General features: G+C 44.8%; 18 protein-coding genes and 1 pseudogene. 10 read left to right on the top strand and 9 right to left on the bottom strand.

Annotated elements, in window-relative coordinates; all coding sequences use genetic code 11:
• Positions 1–180: 180 nt before the first annotated feature.
• Positions 181–2,271: a SpoIIE family protein phosphatase gene (locus RID09_RS11810; RefSeq protein ID WP_446336140.1), complete on the bottom strand. Its 2,091-nt coding sequence runs from the start codon at positions 2,269–2,271 to the stop codon at positions 181–183.
• Between the two features lie 102 nt (positions 2,272–2,373).
• A complete protein-coding gene (locus RID09_RS11815; protein WP_446336141.1) occupies positions 2,374–3,489 on the bottom strand; it encodes a TRAP transporter substrate-binding protein in 1,116 nt (371 codons plus the stop codon).
• Between the two features lie 484 nt (positions 3,490–3,973).
• On the opposite strand from RID09_RS11815, the gene RID09_RS11820 reads away from it, so the two are divergent.
• Both RID09_RS11820 and RID09_RS11825 read left to right on the top strand, forming a co-directional pair.
• Positions 3,974–4,336, top strand: coding sequence for a hypothetical protein (locus tag RID09_RS11820; RefSeq protein ID WP_446336142.1), 363 nt, complete (start codon positions 3,974–3,976; stop codon positions 4,334–4,336).
• Positions 4,333–4,734 (top strand): HNH endonuclease, encoded by a 402-nt coding sequence (locus RID09_RS11825; protein WP_446336143.1) that lies wholly within the window; start codon positions 4,333–4,335, stop codon positions 4,732–4,734. The genes RID09_RS11820 and RID09_RS11825 overlap by 4 nt, the downstream gene beginning before the upstream one ends.
• 61 nt (positions 4,735–4,795) lie before the next feature.
• Here RID09_RS11825 and RID09_RS11830 read toward each other — a convergent pair whose 3' ends face one another.
• Positions 4,796–5,545, bottom strand: a complete 750-nt coding sequence (locus RID09_RS11830) for a Uma2 family endonuclease (RefSeq protein WP_446336144.1) — start codon at positions 5,543–5,545, stop codon at positions 4,796–4,798.
• 66 nt (positions 5,546–5,611) lie between these two features.
• Positions 5,612–6,733, bottom strand: coding sequence for a TRAP transporter substrate-binding protein (locus RID09_RS11835; RefSeq protein ID WP_446336145.1), 1,122 nt, complete (start codon positions 6,731–6,733; stop codon positions 5,612–5,614).
• Between the two features lie 43 nt (positions 6,734–6,776).
• On the opposite strand from RID09_RS11835, the gene RID09_RS11840 reads away from it, so the two are divergent.
• Positions 6,777–7,859 (top strand): YheT family hydrolase, encoded by a 1,083-nt coding sequence (locus tag RID09_RS11840; protein WP_446336146.1) that lies wholly within the window; start codon positions 6,777–6,779, stop codon positions 7,857–7,859.
• Between the two features lie 146 nt (positions 7,860–8,005).
• Here the strand turns inward: RID09_RS11840 and RID09_RS11845 are convergent, their stop codons facing one another.
• The 3 genes from RID09_RS11845 to RID09_RS11855 all read right to left on the bottom strand — a co-directional run bounded on the left by RID09_RS11845 (position 8,006) and on the right by RID09_RS11855 (position 10,769).
• A complete protein-coding gene (locus RID09_RS11845; RefSeq protein ID WP_446336147.1) occupies positions 8,006–9,019 on the bottom strand; it encodes a cytochrome d ubiquinol oxidase subunit II in 1,014 nt (337 codons plus the stop codon).
• An 8-nt stretch (positions 9,020–9,027) separates the two neighbouring features.
• Positions 9,028–10,470 (bottom strand): cytochrome ubiquinol oxidase subunit I, encoded by a 1,443-nt coding sequence (locus RID09_RS11850; protein WP_446336148.1) that lies wholly within the window; start codon positions 10,468–10,470, stop codon positions 9,028–9,030.
• A gap of 89 nt (positions 10,471–10,559) precedes the next feature.
• Entirely contained in the window at positions 10,560–10,769 is a 210-nt protein-coding gene (locus RID09_RS11855; RefSeq protein WP_446336149.1) for a hypothetical protein, read from the bottom strand.
• Positions 10,770–11,345: 576 nt separating this feature from the next.
• Between RID09_RS11855 and RID09_RS11860 the strand changes: the two genes are divergently transcribed.
• The 7 genes from RID09_RS11860 to RID09_RS11890 all read left to right on the top strand — a co-directional run bounded on the left by RID09_RS11860 (position 11,346) and on the right by RID09_RS11890 (position 16,161).
• On the top strand, positions 11,346–11,588 hold the full coding sequence (locus RID09_RS11860; RefSeq protein ID WP_446336150.1) for a hypothetical protein: 243 nt from the start codon (positions 11,346–11,348) through the stop codon (positions 11,586–11,588).
• 217 nt (positions 11,589–11,805) lie between these two features.
• The gene (locus RID09_RS11865) at positions 11,806–12,060 is read left to right on the top strand and encodes a pentapeptide repeat-containing protein (protein WP_446336151.1); all 255 of its coding nucleotides are present in this window, start codon (positions 11,806–11,808) and stop codon (positions 12,058–12,060) included.
• A 161-nt stretch (positions 12,061–12,221) separates the two neighbouring features.
• The gene (locus RID09_RS11870; RefSeq protein ID WP_446336152.1) at positions 12,222–13,100 is read left to right on the top strand and encodes a DUF4382 domain-containing protein; all 879 of its coding nucleotides are present in this window, start codon (positions 12,222–12,224) and stop codon (positions 13,098–13,100) included.
• Between the two features lie 164 nt (positions 13,101–13,264).
• Complete coding sequence (locus tag RID09_RS11875; RefSeq protein ID WP_446336153.1) at positions 13,265–13,711, top strand: carboxypeptidase regulatory-like domain-containing protein; 447 nt, start codon at positions 13,265–13,267, stop codon at positions 13,709–13,711.
• Positions 13,712–13,903: 192 nt separating this feature from the next.
• Positions 13,904–14,542: a cobalt transporter CbiM gene (gene cbiM / locus RID09_RS11880; protein WP_446336154.1), complete on the top strand. Its 639-nt coding sequence runs from the start codon at positions 13,904–13,906 to the stop codon at positions 14,540–14,542.
• Entirely contained in the window at positions 14,542–15,324 is a 783-nt protein-coding gene (gene cbiQ, locus RID09_RS11885; RefSeq protein ID WP_446336155.1) for a cobalt ECF transporter T component CbiQ, read from the top strand. The genes cbiM and cbiQ overlap by 1 nt, the downstream gene beginning before the upstream one ends.
• Positions 15,325–15,390: 66 nt before the next feature.
• Positions 15,391–16,161, top strand: a complete 771-nt coding sequence (locus RID09_RS11890; protein ID WP_446336156.1) for an energy-coupling factor ABC transporter ATP-binding protein — start codon at positions 15,391–15,393, stop codon at positions 16,159–16,161.
• 209 nt (positions 16,162–16,370) lie between these two features.
• Here RID09_RS11890 and RID09_RS11895 read toward each other — a convergent pair whose 3' ends face one another.
• Both RID09_RS11895 and RID09_RS11900 read right to left on the bottom strand, forming a co-directional pair.
• Positions 16,371–17,291 (bottom strand): choice-of-anchor A family protein, encoded by a 921-nt coding sequence (locus RID09_RS11895; protein WP_446336157.1) that lies wholly within the window; start codon positions 17,289–17,291, stop codon positions 16,371–16,373.
• A gap of 456 nt (positions 17,292–17,747) precedes the next feature.
• Positions 17,748–17,915 (bottom strand): annotated as a pseudogene (locus RID09_RS11900) (RNA-guided endonuclease InsQ/TnpB family protein); the annotation flags it as partial.

A 17,915-nucleotide genomic window follows, 5' to 3' on the forward strand; every position in this document is an offset into this window, starting at 1 on the left:
GACTTGTATTTACATTACCACAATAGTAGAACGTTATCCGAATTATTTGACTGGCGAATAAATTCGCTACCTAGACGGTTCGCTCGGTTTCATCTCCCAGCTAAAGAGCGTGGGAGCCTTCACCCATCGCTTTTCCGGTAAGTCGAACATTCCCGCAAAGGAGATGGGGGGGTATCCCATTTATTGTTGTTTGAGCACTAGCAATGTAATATCATCAAACACTTTTTGCTGACCAATGTGTCGCCGTACATCATCAATCACCGCCAGCTTAATCTCCTCCGCCGACTGTTGCCAATTCTGACGCACCACCTGACAAAGCTTTTCTATCCCATACTGAATATGGTTTATATTTTCAGCTTCCGTAATCCCATCCGTATAAAGAACAATACCATCACCTGGATTGAGCTGTACTAGGGTATGATGAATAAATTCGGAAATTTCATGCTCCAAACCAATGGGAAACCCTAAATCTATGGTGTCAATGCGTTCTATTTTGCCACCCTCTCGCACCACAATGGTTTCTTCATGTTGACCACTTATACTGACTTTACCCTGGGCATAATTGAGAATCGCTAAGGTGAGATTTTTGTCGGAGTTCATCCGTTTGACATTCTTATAAATAGTCCGGTTAAGCGTATCCAGAAATCGAACTGGGTCAGTTTCGCGAATTTCTTTGAGAATGCGGACACCCATTTGGGTCATGAGCATTAAAATACCACTTTCGAGTCCATGTCCAGTAACATCACCGATACCGATGGTGACAACACCGTCGCTGTAGAGTACATCATAATAATCACCACCCACTTCATCGGCGGGTTCCATAAATCCAGCAATATCGAGTCCTTCAATACATTGGAGTTCCTCGGCTTTGGGTAGGATTAGATGCTGCATTTGACGGACAATATCCAGTTGAGCGCTCATGCGGAGGTTTTCGGTTTTGAGTTTCTGATTGAGCGTTTGAATCTCTTGATTCGCTGTCGCGAGTTGTGCGGTGCGTTCGGTGACTTTATCTTCTAAGGTGACAAAGGCTTGCTTAAGTTGTCCTGACATACGGTTAAAGGAGTCAGCAAGTTCGCCCACTTCATCGGTTGAATTTACCGCCGCTTTCACACTCAAATCCCCATCTTTGAGACGACGGGTTACGACTGTCAGTCGTTTAATCGGTTCAGCAATTTCTCGGCGTAACCAAAATGCCATAGCTATGGCAAGGATTAAGGCGAAAATCCCCCAAATCAGCGTTTGCCATTGCGCTTGATTGAGACTGCGATTGGCTTTTTTTAATTCCTGAGCTAGCATGAATTGCTGGTCAGTAACAATTTGATCAAGCTGACTCAACATGTCTTCGGCTAGCGGTTCAGCTTTAGTTTTCAGCAAGAATAATTCTTGGCGATAGCGGTTACTTTCGACAATCTCAAACATTTGTGGGGGTAAACGAAAGAATTCGGCATGTCTGTTGGCAATTTCATCAAGGCTGGTGCGCTGATTAGCGGTCAAAAATTGTTTTTTTGCAACTAAGTTTTGCCAAGCATTTTGGTTGGCTTGAGCCAGAGCATTGTATTCAAAGCGAAAGGAGGGAGAACGAGTGACTAGGTAGCTTTGTAAGGCGGAGACAAGGAGAGCAAAGCTACTTTTAAACTCAGCCATATCCCGGAGGAGAGCCGTGTTTGTGGCGGACGGCGATCGCGTCTGTTGATCATCGAGCATTTCTTCTATCTCTCGCTGAATAATAATAATCGGTTTTTTCCCTCGGCTATCCAAGAGTTTTAAGGCGGGTTGATTTTCCAGCAAGTTGTCTCGCAGGGCGATTAACTGATCGGGGAGTTCCGACCAAACCTGATACTTTTGTTTCAGTTTACCGACGCGATCGCGAATGTCAGAGGCGGAGTGGTTCGCCAGCGCCTCCATTTGGGCTAAATCCGCTTCAAACCTCTGTCTCGATTGTTGGTAACGGTAGCGGTACTCCGGATCTCCCGTTGCTACATAAGCTCGCACCTGGGATAACATTTTCAGCAAATTTGCCTGGGCTTGAGCGGAGGCGAGGACGGTAGGAACTCGAATAGTCTGGGTTCGATTAATATTAACTTGAGCCTCTCGACCCCCCAAATAATTTCGCCCAATGACCAGAAACGTCATTACAATTAAAACACCAAAGGTAATATTTAATTTTTGTCCAATTTTTTGATTACGGAGCTGAGCGGCTAGTTTCCGACGGTTAGCTTGAACTCGATGATTCAATAATTTAGCTTTAAAAGCGTTCAGTCTGGAACTCACCGTGTTAACCTCACCCCATGTCATCGGGTTGAAATGATACTGATTTTAAATTTTACATTTTAGCATTTTTTACAGGGGGTAATCCCAAATAAATCATTAATTTTAAATAAAATCTTTAAGCATAAACTGCTCTAGACTAAATTCATTGATCCGATTCCACTGATAAATCTTACTTCGGAAAGCTTTCCATTTATCGTATACGTCTTTAAAAATTACATCTTGACGAGCATTTTCTTCCAAAAGGTCAACACTCACTTGATACGCCCCTTGTAATATTTCTCGACTGTAGGCTTTCAATTCGGTTCCGCCCTCAACTAACCGTTTCAGTGCTTCTCCATTCGCCGCATCTAAGGCGGCTAACATGGTCAAACTTGTTTCCGTCGCCGCCGCTTGAAAAATTTGCTGATAGGCTTTCGGTAACTTTTGCCATTGCTGGCGACTCACCAGAATATCTTCACTCGCTCCCGGTTCCCACCACCCTGGATAATAGTAATAGTGAGCCACACGGTGTAGTCCTAGCTGCTCATCATCATGAGGATTTCGCCATTCTGCTGCCTCAATTTTACCCGTCTTTAGCGCCGCCAAAATTTCATCACCTCCTAACACAGTCACCTTCGCGCCAAAGCGGCTGAGAATCTGCGCTCCCCATCCAGGAATGCGAATTTTAAGTCCTTCAAAGTCAGCCAAACTCTTCATTTCTTTGTTGAACCATCCACCCATTTGGATACCCACAGAACCAGCCGGGAATGCGATCATGCCAAAATCAGCATAGAGCTGATGCATTATCTCTAAACCGCCCCCATAATGTAGCCAAGCATTTTGTTGATACGCGGTTAGTCCAAAGGGAACAGAGATGCTAAATATTAAGGTTGGATTTTTGTCAAGATAGTAAAGAGCTGTTGTATGACCGCACTCAACCGTTCCCGCTTTAACTGCATCAAAAACCTGTAATGGGGGCACAATTTCACCCGCAGGATAGGGAATAATCACAAACTGTCCATTCGTCGCCGCCTTCACTCGTTGACAAAGTTCTTCAACCGCGCCAAAGGTAATATCACTTTTGAGCCAACTGGTTGCCATGCGCCATTGAATCGCAGGTTGAGTTGGTGTAGAACTAGAAGTTGTTCTATCAGGTTGAGGTGTACGTTGACTTGAGGTTACTGTGGTAAAAGCTGCCGTTCCTAGCACAGCTTTTTGGCAGAAGTTTCGGCGCTTCATCGTTATATATTAATTGATTTTAAACTTAGAGCTTATACTATCCAATGGTAAGCTAAAACCTATGTTACTGACTAATATAGTAATTTATGGTTTGATGCGATACCTTGATCAGGGCGCAAGCCTTGCGCCCCTACATTGTGGTATACCTAACACGCTTGGGAACTGCTATATCGCCAGGAAATAAATTCCCGCGTCAAAGCTAAAGTAACCTAAAGCTGATTAAATTATGCCTTTTAACCCGTTTTAACGGGTTTTAGCTTTTAGCCTGTTCGCGAAGCGTTCTCCAAGAGTACTTTAGTTCAAGGCTTAAATCTTGAAGAAAACAGCTTAACTTTAGATACTCAAACAGGAGTCATCAAAGACAGTGCGATCGCGTGACGTTAGCTGTATAAGCTAATTGCTCTTTTTATAACCGTTTCGGCTTTTCCAGGCTGAGGGTGAATGTTACGTATAATTGGTGAGCAAAAGACTCTTAAGTAAAGACATGACTACAGTTGCTATCTTGCCAGTATCCGATGCAAGCGGTGAGAGGCTTTATCGAGCGATCGCAGGTGATAAGCAATCCACAGGTAAAACCGCAGGTGAAGCGCTAGATGCATTGACCGCCCAGTTAGAAGGTGGTGAATTGGGTACCCTACTGATTCTCCAAAGCTTTCGTCCTGACTGGTTTTTTAGTGAATTTGAGCAACAGCGTTTATCTGAGTTGATGAATCGCTGGCGAACAGCACGGGATCAGGGACAGATGCTACCTCCGGAACAACAAGCGGAGCTAGATAGTCTTGTCGAGGCTGAATTGAAAGCCGCCACAGCCCGAACCACCGCTTTGATGCAGCAACTGAACCAATGAATCCCTTCTATACTCTAGTTGCTGATCGTGCCTTTCATCGCTGTGAATATTGTCATGCTCCTGAACTGGTCTTCAACTTCCCCTTTGAAGTCGAACATATCATACCCCTTTACCGAGGCGGCGCTAATGCTGAATTCAATCTGGCTCTTGCTTGTCGTTCCTGCAATCTTCGTAAAGGAACTCGTATCAGTGGACTCGATCCTGAATCCAATCGGGAAGTTCGTCTGTTTCACCCAAGACAAGACCTGTGGGATGACCATTTCCAAGTAGATAGTAATTCGGGAACACTTGTGGCAAAAACACCCATTGCAAGAGTCGCGATCGCCTATTTAGAGATGAACAGTCAAGCACAAGTAACAGCAAGGCAACTATGGATTCGTTTAGGTTTGTTTCCCTAAGACTTTATCGTAAGTGATGCTCCCGATCATGGCGAAGACAGCGCAACTACAAACCTAACAGCTATTCCAGCTCATCAGGATCAACCCCTAACTCCCGCAATCGTGCAGCCAAGCGTTCCGCCCTTTCCTGTGCCATAACCGCTTCCTCTTCCGGCGTTAAAATTAATTCTCCCTCAAGCGTCATCCACCGCAACCACAGACGGTTAATCCCCCGAAAACTCCCCTGCCATAGTCCTAAACTTAACTCTAACTCCGGCACCAATAAGCGATTATCAATGAGGTTCACTGGTGCGTAATGACCCCCGACTAAATGAAACGCTTGTAATTCATTGGTATAACGACTAAAAACAACTGAGTAAGGAATCCGTAAAATCTGCTCATACACTTGCCACTTTGTCGGCGGATTTCCGGGGGTTTGCACTTTGCGCCCCAAATCTTCTTCTTGTGTACCGGGCGATAATAATTCCACCACTACAAATGGATTTACCTCTTCTTGCCAAACCACGTAACTTAACCGTAAATCCTGCCCTTCATACAACCGAGGTACACCCACTACCCCAAACCAATCCGGACGCTTGTACCACTGTGGATGGGTAACACTATAGTAAAGATTCAAATCACAAGCAGAAAAGACTAACTCCGGATTCCAGTTAGCGGGTTGAAATGTCAGAAACAACAATAAAGGTTGTAAAAAATGAAACTCGTCTGGCAATCCAGGTTCCTCCGGGTTATCACTCGGTAAATCATACATTGTCGGTAGGGTTTGCCGAGGTGAAAGGGGTGGATCAGATTGAGTTGGAAGCTGAACCATGAGGATTGATCGTGGTTTTCTTTTAGGGATTAGTTTTAGGGTAGCACCCAATACTACTCTGATCCACTAGGATTCTATTACCTGATTATCAATGGTTGTATAAGCAAAGTCAGTAAAGCTCAATGTACTGACTCGATTCCATTCAAAAAGCTGATGCCTAAAGGCTTGCCATTGAGTATAAACATCTCGAAATGTAGCATCCTGATTCGCGATTTCTTCATAGAGTACAAACGCTGTTTTTCGGGCGGTGTCTAAAATCTCTGGGCTAAAGGGCATTAACTTCGTTCCTCCTAAAATAAATCGCTCTAAAATTTCACCATTGACGGCATTATATCGAGCCAACATTTTTAAATTGGCTTCAGCCGCCGCTGTTTGGAAAATGGCTTGATAGTCTGAGGGAAGTTTGTTCCACTCCGCCTGATTCACCAGCACCATGTACGTCGTTCCCGGTTCCCACCACCCCGGATAATAGTAGTAAGGGGCGGCTCTTTGAAGCCCTAAAGTATCATCGTCATAAGGACCAATCCATTCCACCGCATCGATGCTTCCTTCTAACAAAGCAGGTACAATATCTTGACCCGCAATTGTCATAACTTTGACACCCAAACGGCTCATAATTTGCCCCCCAAGCCCAGGTAGCCGCATTCTCAGGTTCTTTAAATCCGCAACTGTGTTAATTTCTCGCCGAAACCATCCCCCCATTTGTGTCCCTGAATTGCCAGCGGGAAATCCGATGATATTAAACTCGGAAAAAATCTTTTGCAAAGCGTCTAACCCTTTACCTTGGTAAAGCCAAGCATTTTGCTGTTGAGCGTTTAAACCAAAAGGAAGGGTAGTGCCAAAGGCTAGAGCGGGACTTTTCTGAAAGGAGTAGAATGTATTTGTGTGACAACATTCAACAGTTCCGGCGGAAACGGCATCAAATACTTCTAGGGGTGGGGCTAAATCACCACCTGCATAGGGGGTTATCGTAAAGCGCCCCTCCGTCATCGTGCTAACCGAGCGACATAATGTTTCAATCCCCTCAAACAAGATTTCAAAATAACGATCCCAACTTGTTGCCATGCGCCAATTAATGATAGGTTGAGTTTGTGTTGATAGGATTGGAGGTGTTTGTTTACGGCAGGCGTTGAGACTAGACCCAACGGCACCGATTGTTGTAAACTTAAGGATATTTCGGCGTTTCATAACCTAATTATATTTTTTAAATAAGTAATTTTAATGATAAATCATGAAAAAAATCGATGAATGGCAAATGAAGAATGACAAAAGACACTTTCATTCCCCTTGGTGGTTAAGTAATGGTCTGGCGATGACCCTGTACTTGGCGTTTAGAGCATCCCGCGATTGGGAAGCGACGATTCCCTACCCAGAACCCCCTTATCAGGAGAAAATTTTTCGTGGCGCCCACAATGTACCGATTTTTGGAATTGTCGCAATTCCAGAATGTGCTAAGGGTACGATTGTGGGAACTTATGGAATTACCGGGGATTTGGATAACCAATGGTTTCTGAGACTGTTGGGGCGTAAAGCCTTTGCTCAAGGCTATGCAGTGGTGCTATTTGACTGGCGAGCCCATGGAAAAACAGCACTGTTGTCACCAACGTTAACCTCAGATGGTTTGTACGAGGGTGATGATTTTGTTCTAATCGCGGCGCAATCAAAAGCCATGGGGTGTCCCGCCCCATTTTGGTTTACAGGCTATTCACTGGGCGGACAATTAGCGCTTTGGGGGATTAAATCAGCCCAGGCGATCGCACGTTTGCCAGAAGAGGTAGGATTAGAGGAGTCAGAGATTGGCGGTGGTGCAGTTATTTGTCCCAGTCTGGATTCTAACCGTTCTCTCACTTATCTGTTAAACCATCCGTGGGGGCGGTATTTAGAACAAGCTGTCGCCCGCACCTTGAAACAACTTGCATGGCGCCTCTATCACGCTCATCCCCAAGACATCGATTCAGAAGCGGTTGAACGGGCAAACAGCATTTGGGGATTTGATCAGGAGTTAGTAATTAAGGGATTGGGGTTTTCATCGGTGGAAGAGTACTATGATGCCAGTAGTGGACTGCATATTTTACCTCACCTGCACAAACCGACGCTGATTCTTTATGCAGCCGATGATCCGATGTTTGACCCCACAATTATTCCCGACTTACAAGGAATTTGTGCTGATAATCCGGCGATTGACTTAAGGGTGACAAAACAGGGGGGTCATGTCGGTTATATTAGTTCTCATGCTTGTCAGCGAGACTATCAAGATCCTGACTGCTGGTGGGCGTGGAATCGAGTGCTGGAATGGTGCGATCGCGAAACCTAAGTGTAGAGACGCGCCATGGCGCGTCTTGTGTAGGGGCGGGTTTTACGACTATCGTTTCTCACCTCATCTAGATGCGACTAAAGCCGCCCCGACTAAGGTTTGACCTTTGACCCTGTGACTACACCCAGGGCATACTGTTGACTGATTTAGACTTCATAATGTTCACCCGTAACCTTACCCCGAAACACGATGTATTGATAGATGTTGTATGCCAACATAATCGGAATCAGAACACCGATAAAGATGATCATGAAAACCAGCGCACTGGGGTCAGCCGCTGCTTCATAAATGGTGATCTGAGTGGGAATGATGTAGGGAAATACAACCAAGGCTAACCCAATAAACGTCAGTAAAAAAAGTAGAATCGTCCAAACTAATGGCGTTCTCTCCTCCTGTCGATTTAGACTTCTTAGGAGTAGCCAAATTAGCGTAATTCCCAGTAGGGGTATGGCGGCGAAGATATAAATTTGGGGTTGAGCAAATAGACGCGATCGCGCATACTCATAAAAGATGGGCGTGGTAATCGTAATCACAATCGCGCCAATTAGGGTGGTGATCGCGGCAATTCTGGCGGTTTTGTAATGGGTGGCTTGCAATTCTCCCTCTGTTTTCAGAACCAAATAGGTTGAGCCAATTAACACATACCCTTGAATTAAGGTCAACGCCACGATAACAGATTGCCAGGTTAGCCAATCCCAAGTCCCGCCAATAAAATGACCCGCTTCATCAACCGTAATACCCGATAGTACAGCCCCCAAGGCAAATCCTTGACCCAGTGCAGCGCAGAAACTTCCGGCACCAAAGGCTAAATTCCAGAAGAATTTACGATTAGATTGTTCGCGAAACTCAAACGCCACCGCCCGGAAAATAAACCCAAAAACCATAAATAAAATTGGGATGTACAAGGCAGTTAAAATCGTGCCGTAGGCTAAGGGAAATGCCCCAAACAAACCCCCTCCCATAATCACCAGCCAGGTTTCGTTAGCATCCCAAACATTACCCAAACTGGTCATTAAAATACCCCGGCGTTCCTCACTGGAAGAAGTAACCGATAAAATGCCAACCCCTAAATCAAATCCATCCAGCATCACGTAGAGGAAGAGAAATAGGGCTAAAATGGCAAACCAGACTTGGGGCAGAAAATAGGATAGTGTCTCCATACAATCTCCTACTGTTGCGCTTCTAGTGGGCGTTCATCGGGAATAAATTGTCCCGGATCAGTGTTGATACCTTCTTGAGTTTCAGCACTGGGTAAAGGGAGATTGAAATTTGGACCTCGGCGGATAATTCGGCTACCAAAAAACAAAGCGGCACAAAATAACAGGATATAAACCCCACTGAAACTGAGTAACGACGTTAAAACATTACTGGCTGGGACATTAGACACAGCGTCTACAGTGCGGATTTGCCCGTACACTGTCCATGGCTGTCGTCCTACACAGCGAACAATCCAACCGGATTCTACAGCAATATAACCGAGGGGCGCGGCAAAAATCCAGGCAAATAAAAGCAGACGCTGCTGGGTAATGTTTTCCGGTGAAAGCTTACCCCGTAGCCATTGCAGTACACTCAACAGCATTAATCCGGCGAAGAAGAAGCCAATGGCAATCATGATCCGGAAGGAATAGTAGATTAACCCTAATAGATGGGGTCGATCTTCGGGTTTCCACTCCTTCAATCCCAATACAGGTTCAGACAGTTCTTTTTGAAATTTTAGGATATATCCCAATGCGTTGGGAACTTTAATTTCCCAATCATTTTGTTCGGCGGTTTCATTGGGGAATGCCAAAAGACTCCAATCTGCTGCAACTCCGGCGGGTATAGTTTCCCACTGCGCTTCCATCGCCGCTAGTTTTGTAGGCTGATGACGATACACTTGTTCGCCACTTAAATGCCCAATATAGATCTGTAACGGTGCCACTGCGATCGCAACGGCTAAGACAATTTTCAATGACTTAGAAAAGAAGGCTTGATGGCGTTGGTTGAGAATGTACCAAGCGCTAATCCCACCAATCACAAACAGCGATGTTTCTAGGGTGGCAAAGAACATGTGTAGAACGCTGTTCATCATGAAGGGATTGAAAATTGCCTGAAAATAATCACTGACAACAAACTTGCCATCGATAAATTCTCCACCCGATGGGGTTTGCATCCAGGAATTGGCAGCTAAAATCCAGAACGTGGATAAGTTAGCACCGAATGCTACAAGGATAGTCGCAACGTAGTGCATGATCGGATGAACACGCTGCCAACCAAACACCATAATCCCTAAAAATGCTGCTTCTAGCATGAACGCCATCGATGCTTCAAAGCCGAGAATGCTGCCAAAAAAATTACCAACCGCCTCCGAAAAGGATGCCCAGTTAGTGCCAAACTGAAATTCCATCGGCACCCCGGTGGCGACGCCAATGCCAAAGTTGAGGACATACAGCTTTGACCAAAAGCGAGCATGGTAGTAATAATCAGGATTGCGCGTCTTCAACCATATTCCTTCCACGATGACCAGGTAAATACCCATACCTGTGGTGAGAATGGGCCAAAGTATATGAAAAATAGCCGTCACTGCAAATTGCAGGCGTGACAGAACGACGGTATCAGACAAAAATTCCATAGACTTTCAGTTACATTAAGACCTGAACAAGGTTTGGTTACAATTGACTAGAAAACTCGATCAGGCTCATGAGCCGATTCGTTCTTATCCTAACGTGCTGAAACCGTGACGGCGAGTGGCATATCCTCCCTCAGGGCATTCTTTTTTTTAGGGGGTAAGGGCTGTCGTTTAAGTTGAATGGCACACTCCTTACGGTTGGTGGGCAATGCCCACCCTACTACACTGGCAAGGTTAAAACGGTGGTCAAGTATTTTCAAGGAAGCCTTATGAGAGTAGCGATTCAAAAAAATTTTACCCACAACTTTAAGCTTGCCAGTGTACTACAGTATAAGCGATTTACAGGATAAGCAATGGTGAAAGCCCTCGCGATTTATCCGAGGGATGAAACCGAGCGAGGCGTTTAGCCTAGCAACTTTAGTTGCTTTTATTGCTAATTATAGGTATAATAATAACATGAGAAAACAGAGTTTGTAGGTGATAACTCTGTACATATAAAAACCTTCTGAAAAATACAAAAATGGTGTAATTGGTCTTGCTAGGATTTCAAACGAGCCAAAATTCGTACAATGCCGATTTTCTCAGTCGGAATAGCACTTTTTGTAAAAACTAAATAGTTAATAAGTACCGTAGGGCATCCGGTAACTTCCTGATTAACTCAGGTAAAAGCTTGGAGAGCTATCCAAAGAAGAGGGGTTCTAGATATTAAGTGATATTCTAGTTGACTTCGGGTAGGACATAATCGTGTAAGACCTAATTAGGGGTAACTCGAAAGGGCTGTGATTAGCTCAAGAATCCCCCGTCTTTCAAGCGGGGGAGTGTCAATAACCTCTAGACATCACCCAGCGCAGTCGTTGAACCTTGTCAGGAAGAACATAATGAAAACTGATTTTGAATCTTTCAAGAACAAAGACCTATTTAGACCCGTTATTTTTAGGACTGATTTTAATAACTTTGATTCTCTAACACTGAACCAAGCTTGGTCATTGTTTTTTACAGCGGGTCAGGAAGATAAAGTCCTAGGACTAGAACCGGAACTCGGTCGCTTTTTCAACAACCTGTTAATCGCCGTTGGAGTGATGGGAACTCTTACAGCACTCTTTATCAGTAGCATTAACTAAGCCGGTGTATCCAGTTAGTTTCCGGTCAACCTTAATAGGTTTCCTACAAGTCCTGGTCATGATGACCAGGACTTAAATAATATAGTAGAGAATTTTTCCTAAATTTTTCTATACCCCTCCCTGGTATTTTCATCCGTCCTACAGTTTGCTTTAATAAAGAACTAGATTCAGCCCGGTCAGAAACAGCATTCAGTGGGAGGGAAAATCCAAAGCTACCATGACAGCAGAAAAACTTTTGCAGCAGACGTCGTTAAATCAAACAAACTTCCAAAACGCCAACTTGAGCTTGTCAAATTTCCGGGCGGCTTCTCATTGGAGTTCAGCGCATCTCCAAAGCGCTATCTTCCAAGGAACGATCATGCCTGATGGCAAGGTTTTTGGCAAAATGAAGGGGTGGAAAAAGCGTCACTCAGTTGTCAATGTATTAAACGATTTCAAGGGTCTACCGTACACCGCTAAATCCATCAGATGACTTAATCAAAAAGCGAGAACAATAACTCATGTTCCCTGTTAAGCAGTTCCCTGTTTCCTGTTCCCCGTTTGCCAAAAGATGCCCTCCAGGGGTATTGCAAATTATTAGGAAAACTTGTTGGATTTAATTGGGTATAGTATGAGAACCGCTAAAGCCAATCAATGAAGAAACCACTATTCATTTTCGCGAGTCTGATGGTCTTGACAACGGGAACCCTAATGGGCTGTTCCCAGAGTGAAACCACCAGCGAAACTCAGACACAAACAGAACCTCAGAGTGCAACTCAAGCAAGTCAAGGGAGTGGAACCCTAGAAATCCGGGCGAATGGAGAAGATTTTGTCCGTCAGGGTTTCACGTCAAAAGACGGCTGGAAAATCTCCTTTGACCATATTTACGTCAACTTAGCCGATATCACCGCTTACCAAAGTGATCCGCCGTTCAATGCTGAGGCGGGTAGTAAAGTGCAAGCGAAAGAAAAAGTGGTTCTGGACAAAACCCACACCGTTGATTTAGCCGCAGGTGGGGAAGATGCTGAACCCATTCTCGTGGAAGAAGTTGCCGATGCCCCTGCCGGACAATATAATGCTTTATCCTGGAAAATGGTAAAAGCCGAGGAGGGACCGGCTGAAGGTCAAACCCTGGTGATGATGGGAACAGCCGAGAAAGACGGGCAAACCATTGACTTTACTATTGCTCTGAATCAGCCCTTAGAATTTGTCTGTGGGGAATTTGTCGGCGACGAACGCAAGGGAATTCTGGCTCAAGGTGATACCGCCGACTTGGAAGCCACGTTCCACTTTGACCACCTCTTTGGAGACGCCGACGCCCCCGCTGATGATGAGATTAATACCGGTGCGTTGGGGTTTGAGCCGCTAGCGACTCTAGCCAACGATGGCACACTAGAGTTAGACCAAGAGCAGCTCAAGTCGGGACTCTCCCCAGAAGAATACCAGAAACTTCAGGAAATTCTTCCCAGTTTAGGTCACGTCGGTGAGGGTCACTGTGAAGAAATCCAAACCGTTGCCAACAAACCGAGTTAAATTGGTCTTATGTCTTATGTCTTATGTCCTTTTGCGATAAGGAAAATCATCACGGACAATAAAGATGAGTTATGGGTCACGAACTGGGTTTCAACCGTTTCTAAGACATTAAGAAAATGTGAGCGATGAAGAGGAAATTTTTAGTCCCCCTTATCCTAATGTTAATGATGAGTTGGTCAGCTAAAGCTACGGCTCATGGTGCCAAGATTAACTATGAAACCACGCAGGCGATTAAAATTGATGCGGCTTTTGATAACGGCGAACCCATGTCCAATGCCCAAGTTACGGTTTACTCTCCCCAAGATCCTTCTACTCCTTGGTTGCAAGGAACCACCGACGAAAATGGTAGCTTTGTCTTTGTTCCTGAACGCTCACAACCGGGAGAATGGGCGGTTCAGGTTCGCCAAGCGGGTCACGGTGATTTGATTACTATTTCTATGGGTGAGAATCAATCAGCAACAGAGAACACCGTCGATAGTCAAGTGATGAGTATTCAATCTAAGAGTGGCTCTTTCACACCCGTTCAAATTGTGGTTATGGCGGTTGCGGTGATCTGGGGTTTTGTCGGTACAGCACTCTATTTTTCCCAAGGGACAAAACATGCTAAGTAGGTTGGCACAATTACAGTTAGGATGGTTGATTGTGGATTGTTCATTGGTAAAAGAATTATCGCACTCAAAACGTAAAACTTAGGTTGGGGCGGGTTTAGTAATATCAGGATAAAAACAACGATAATAGTGAAACCCGCCTTTACAGACGCTTTAAAACCACGTCTGGAACATTTAAAACTTAACACGAGAATCATGCACATTCCTGACGGTATCCTACCTGCTTCTGTCTGTATTACAGGTTACGCAGCGACAGGAGGTTTCACTTGGTACTCCCTACGTCAAATTAACCGAGATCCTAATCCCCAAGAGAATATTCCCAAAGCATCCCTACTCACAGCCGCCTTTTTTGTCGCCTCTTGGATTCACATCCCCATCCCACCAGCGAGTGTCCATTTGATTCTGAATGGGTTGTTAGGAACAATGTTGGGATATTATGCGTTTCCAGCGATTCTCATCGGTTTATTCTTTCAAGCGATTATGTTTCAGCATGGTGGTTTATCCACGCTAGGGGTAAACGCCACAATGTTTGGCGTACCGGCACTTTTGGCGTATCATCTATTTCAATTGCGCCTACTATTCGATAAAGATAATCGAGTGGTAACGGGTATCTTTGCCTTTATCGGGGGGGCGGGAGGTTTAGGTATAGCTACGCTGATATTTTTTGGTTTAGTGATTACTAATATTCCCGCGACTATAGATGTGTCAGCCGAACGAACAGCAATTTCCGGATTAGTCTTGGCTCATATCCCACTCATGGCAATTGAGGGCGCGTTTACGACAGCCGTGGCTCTGTTTTTGAAACAAGTCAAACCTGAATTGTTGGAGAGTTGATGAAACACGGACTGGATTTTTATGCCAATTTAGACTCTTCGATTCATCGTTGGGAACCCCGTTGTAAACTGATTGGCTTATTTAGCTTAATTTTTGCGTTTTCATTCGTTGAACATTTGAGTTTGCTTCCAGGGCTGTTGATGGTGACGCTGGTGTATTATCGCCTCTCCAGATTACCCCTCTCGTTTTTGCGATCGCGGCTGCGCTACCCTGGTTTTTTTTTGCTGACGATTACTCTGCTTTTACCGTTTACCGTGGGTAGTACGGTTATCGTTCAGATAGGTATTTTGAGTCTATATAAAGAGGGAATCGTGGCGCTAGCGCTGATTGCGACTCGATTTTTATGTATTCTCACCGTGAGTTTAATTCTGTTTGGTACAGCCCCGTTTTTGAGTACTGTCAAAGCTATGCGATCGCTGGGACTTCCGGCGGTACTGGCGGATATGACGCTGTTGACGTACCGCTATATCGAACAGTTTGGTGAAGATTTAATCAAAATGAAACGGGCGATGCAATTGCGGGGGTTTCGGGCGACTCGTTTGTCTCGCCGTAATCTGAATGTGCTGGCGTCTCTGGTGGGTAGCTTATTGGTTCGCAGTTACAACCAATCCCAGCAGGTTTATCAAGCGATGATATTACGAGGGTATGGTTATACCCTGAAACATCGTAAACCGCCTAGTAGCATAAATCGGGTTTCTCGTGGGGATTTAATTGCGGTGGGGATCACCTTGGCGATCGCCCTTGGGTTCGTTGTTGCTGAAATTTTGGTAGAAAGGCGGTAGTAACCGGAAAAATTTTCTCCAATCCTTACCAATGACGAATGACAAACGACAAATGAATGACGAATTATGAGACCACAACAACAACTTGTATCTAACCCAGACAGTGCTAGAGAACCGGCGATCGCGGTTTCTGATTTGAGTTTCTCCTATCCAGATAGACCTGAGGTTTTAGAAGACATCAATTTTAATATATATCCTGAAGAACGAGTCGGTTTAATTGGACCCAATGGTGCGGGTAAAACAACGTTATTCCTCTCAATCTGCGGTATTTTAACACCAAACTCTGGAGACATTGACTTATTTGGAAAACCCGTTGTTGTGGGTGAGTTTCGCCCAGAAATTGGCTTAGTGTTTCAGAATCCTAACGATCAGTTATTATTACCCTCAGTATGGGAAGATGTCGCCTTTGGTCCACAGAATATGGGGATGTCAGAGGATGAGGTTAACCATCGGGTTCAAAATGCGCTGTCTCTGGCTGGTGTGGAAACGCTAGCAGAACGGGTACCGCACAATCTTTCTGGAGGTGAGAAATGCATGGTCGCGATCGCGGGTGTGTTAGCCATGCGTCCCCAATTGGTTCTGTACGATGAACCCAGCGCTAACCTAGACATGCGCTATCGTCGTCGCGTGATCAACTTTCTCCAAACCGCTCAGCAAACGATTCTGATTTCGTCCCATGACTTAGAATTGATTATCGAAGTGTGCGATCGCGTGCTTTTACTCAATGAAGGACGAATTATTGCTGATGGAACTCCCCAGCAGGTTATGGCGGATGAATCATTAATGAACGCTCATGGTTTAGAGGTTCCGCACTCCTTGCGTTCTCATCATCAGTAGCCAAAAACCATAGTGTCAGATATCTGAATCCGCGATCGCGCCCGTTATGAATGAAAAAAATCATGGTGATACAAAAATCCCCGACTGAAAGTCAGGGATGATAGTGTGAGGAGTACATGAAAAAATGGACTTGGGTTGGAGTGGCTGAGGTGGGATAAGGCGATCGTTTTGGTTATCGCAGCCAATTGCTCAACTCACCTTTAACAGTCTTAGACTTTATGCTTATCTTTACGGCGAGAAGCAATACCCACAGCCGCGACTAATCCTAACCCAGCTAATGTCGCGGGTTCAGGAACGGCTTCACTAGCTTGAGGCGCTCTTATTAGTTCAGGTAAATTGCCATTGAAGAGATAGTTATTGGATTGTCCCCCTCCCGTTAACGAAGCGGCAATTAAGTTACCGTTAATTTGAGCGTTGTTAAAGTTAAAAGTAGCGGTAGGCGCCAAAATACTGCCTTCAATTCCTATGCCACTGGCTGATAGGTTCGTGGCTTCATAGAAGTTGTAGATGACTTTCTGTCGCTGATCAATACCACCATTGATATTGAACCTAAAGTTTTGTAATGATGCTTCGAGTCCACTAATATTTACGATGGCAGTCGAACCTGAAGCTACATTAAGATTGAAGCCGCTAGCCTTGCTTAAATCCGACGCACTTAGATGAAAGATATTCTGGTCTTCATTTGAACCATTTAATGTAATTCCACCATGAGCTATGTCTGTCGTACCAGTAGCCTCTAACCCTCCCCAAAATTGAGATAATCCTCGTAATTCCTGACTGGCTGCAGCAAAGTCAATGGGATTATCTTGGCGCAGCGTCCCCCCATTTTGCAGGGTTACATTGGTCAGTTCTGCTGTTTCCCCATAAACCGTATTACCTCGAACTTGACCGTTGGTAAAGATTAAATTCTCACCAACAATTAAGACATCGCCATTGTTTCCCTCTTTCGGAAGTTCCATTCCCGCATAAAAATTTGTGAATGTGGCATTTCCACCAATGGCGACCTTCCCTTCAGAATCAGTATTACTCTGATTCACATCCCCTAGCATAAATAAGTTATATTCAAAAATGTTTGCAAGACTAATTGCACTCGCCTGGGTAGATAGCGCTAGTACTATCGTCGCTGCCATTGATAAGGGGGCTACCAATTTACTTAAACGCGAAAAAGTTTTAGTGTTCATGTCAACAATTAAATGGTGTAATGGGCGCTGCGTTTCAGGTATGGCTTTTCAGCAATTCTTGGGTTAGATGCTGAACCTTACCTTTGCTCAGTTGTTTTAATCTTATTCAAAAACCTGACGAGATGTCATTAGAAATCAACGGAGAACATCAAGTCTTCATGGTTTTGATTCCCTTTGTGAACCCCCAATGAATTTTTACGCCACGACAAGCTGTAAGTCCCTGGACATCAATTTTGTTAACTGATACCGATTCTGTATGGTGTTCGGCATTTAAACTTTAATGCCAACAACTGCAAAATCCTTGCCCATCCTACATAAAATAAACTATTCTCCGCATCGAGATAAAATCTCTAAACGGAGAATAGTTTGTTGATATATTACTGAGTAGCTTTGACACTCCCCCGGTTAAAACGCGGGGGATTCTTCCGTCATAGGGAGGCAGAGTTTATCGTCTTCTAGGACGGAACCTTTACCCTCAGAAAGCTTAACCACCGTGTGTCCCACGGCTGTTCTACCTCTAATCTCGACTACTTGAGCGGCGGCAACATCCCGATTAGCCGTATACCCGCAATG

This window comes from Coleofasciculus sp. G1-WW12-02 (assembly GCF_040219735.1).
Lineage (GTDB): Bacteria > Cyanobacteriota > Cyanobacteriia > Cyanobacteriales > Coleofasciculaceae > Coleofasciculus.

Excerpts from the sequence above, each read along its gene's own strand:
- RID09_RS11815 (WP_446336141.1), bottom strand. The coding sequence starts at position 3,489 with ATGAAGCGCCGAAACTTCTGCCAAAAAGCTGTGCTAGGAACGGCAGCT.
- RID09_RS11820 (WP_446336142.1), top strand. The coding sequence starts at position 3,974 with ATGACTACAGTTGCTATCTTGCCAGTATCCGATGCAAGCGGTGAGAGG.
- RID09_RS11825 (WP_446336143.1), top strand. The coding sequence starts at position 4,333 with ATGAATCCCTTCTATACTCTAGTTGCTGATCGTGCCTTTCATCGCTGT.
- RID09_RS11830 (WP_446336144.1), bottom strand. The coding sequence starts at position 5,545 with ATGGTTCAGCTTCCAACTCAATCTGATCCACCCCTTTCACCTCGGCAA.
- RID09_RS11835 (WP_446336145.1), bottom strand. The coding sequence starts at position 6,733 with ATGAAACGCCGAAATATCCTTAAGTTTACAACAATCGGTGCCGTTGGG.
- RID09_RS11840 (WP_446336146.1), top strand. The coding sequence starts at position 6,777 with ATGAAAAAAATCGATGAATGGCAAATGAAGAATGACAAAAGACACTTT.
- RID09_RS11845 (WP_446336147.1), bottom strand. The coding sequence starts at position 9,019 with ATGGAGACACTATCCTATTTTCTGCCCCAAGTCTGGTTTGCCATTTTA.
- RID09_RS11850 (WP_446336148.1), bottom strand. The coding sequence starts at position 10,470 with ATGGAATTTTTGTCTGATACCGTCGTTCTGTCACGCCTGCAATTTGCA.
- RID09_RS11860 (WP_446336150.1), top strand. The coding sequence starts at position 11,346 with ATGAAAACTGATTTTGAATCTTTCAAGAACAAAGACCTATTTAGACCC.
- RID09_RS11865 (WP_446336151.1), top strand. The coding sequence starts at position 11,806 with ATGACAGCAGAAAAACTTTTGCAGCAGACGTCGTTAAATCAAACAAAC.
- RID09_RS11870 (WP_446336152.1), top strand. The coding sequence starts at position 12,222 with ATGAAGAAACCACTATTCATTTTCGCGAGTCTGATGGTCTTGACAACG.
- RID09_RS11875 (WP_446336153.1), top strand. The coding sequence starts at position 13,265 with ATGATGAGTTGGTCAGCTAAAGCTACGGCTCATGGTGCCAAGATTAAC.
- cbiM (WP_446336154.1), top strand. The coding sequence starts at position 13,904 with ATGCACATTCCTGACGGTATCCTACCTGCTTCTGTCTGTATTACAGGT.
- cbiQ (WP_446336155.1), top strand. The coding sequence starts at position 14,542 with ATGAAACACGGACTGGATTTTTATGCCAATTTAGACTCTTCGATTCAT.
- RID09_RS11890 (WP_446336156.1), top strand. The coding sequence starts at position 15,391 with ATGAGACCACAACAACAACTTGTATCTAACCCAGACAGTGCTAGAGAA.
- RID09_RS11895 (WP_446336157.1), bottom strand. The coding sequence starts at position 17,291 with ATGGCAGCGACGATAGTACTAGCGCTATCTACCCAGGCGAGTGCAATT.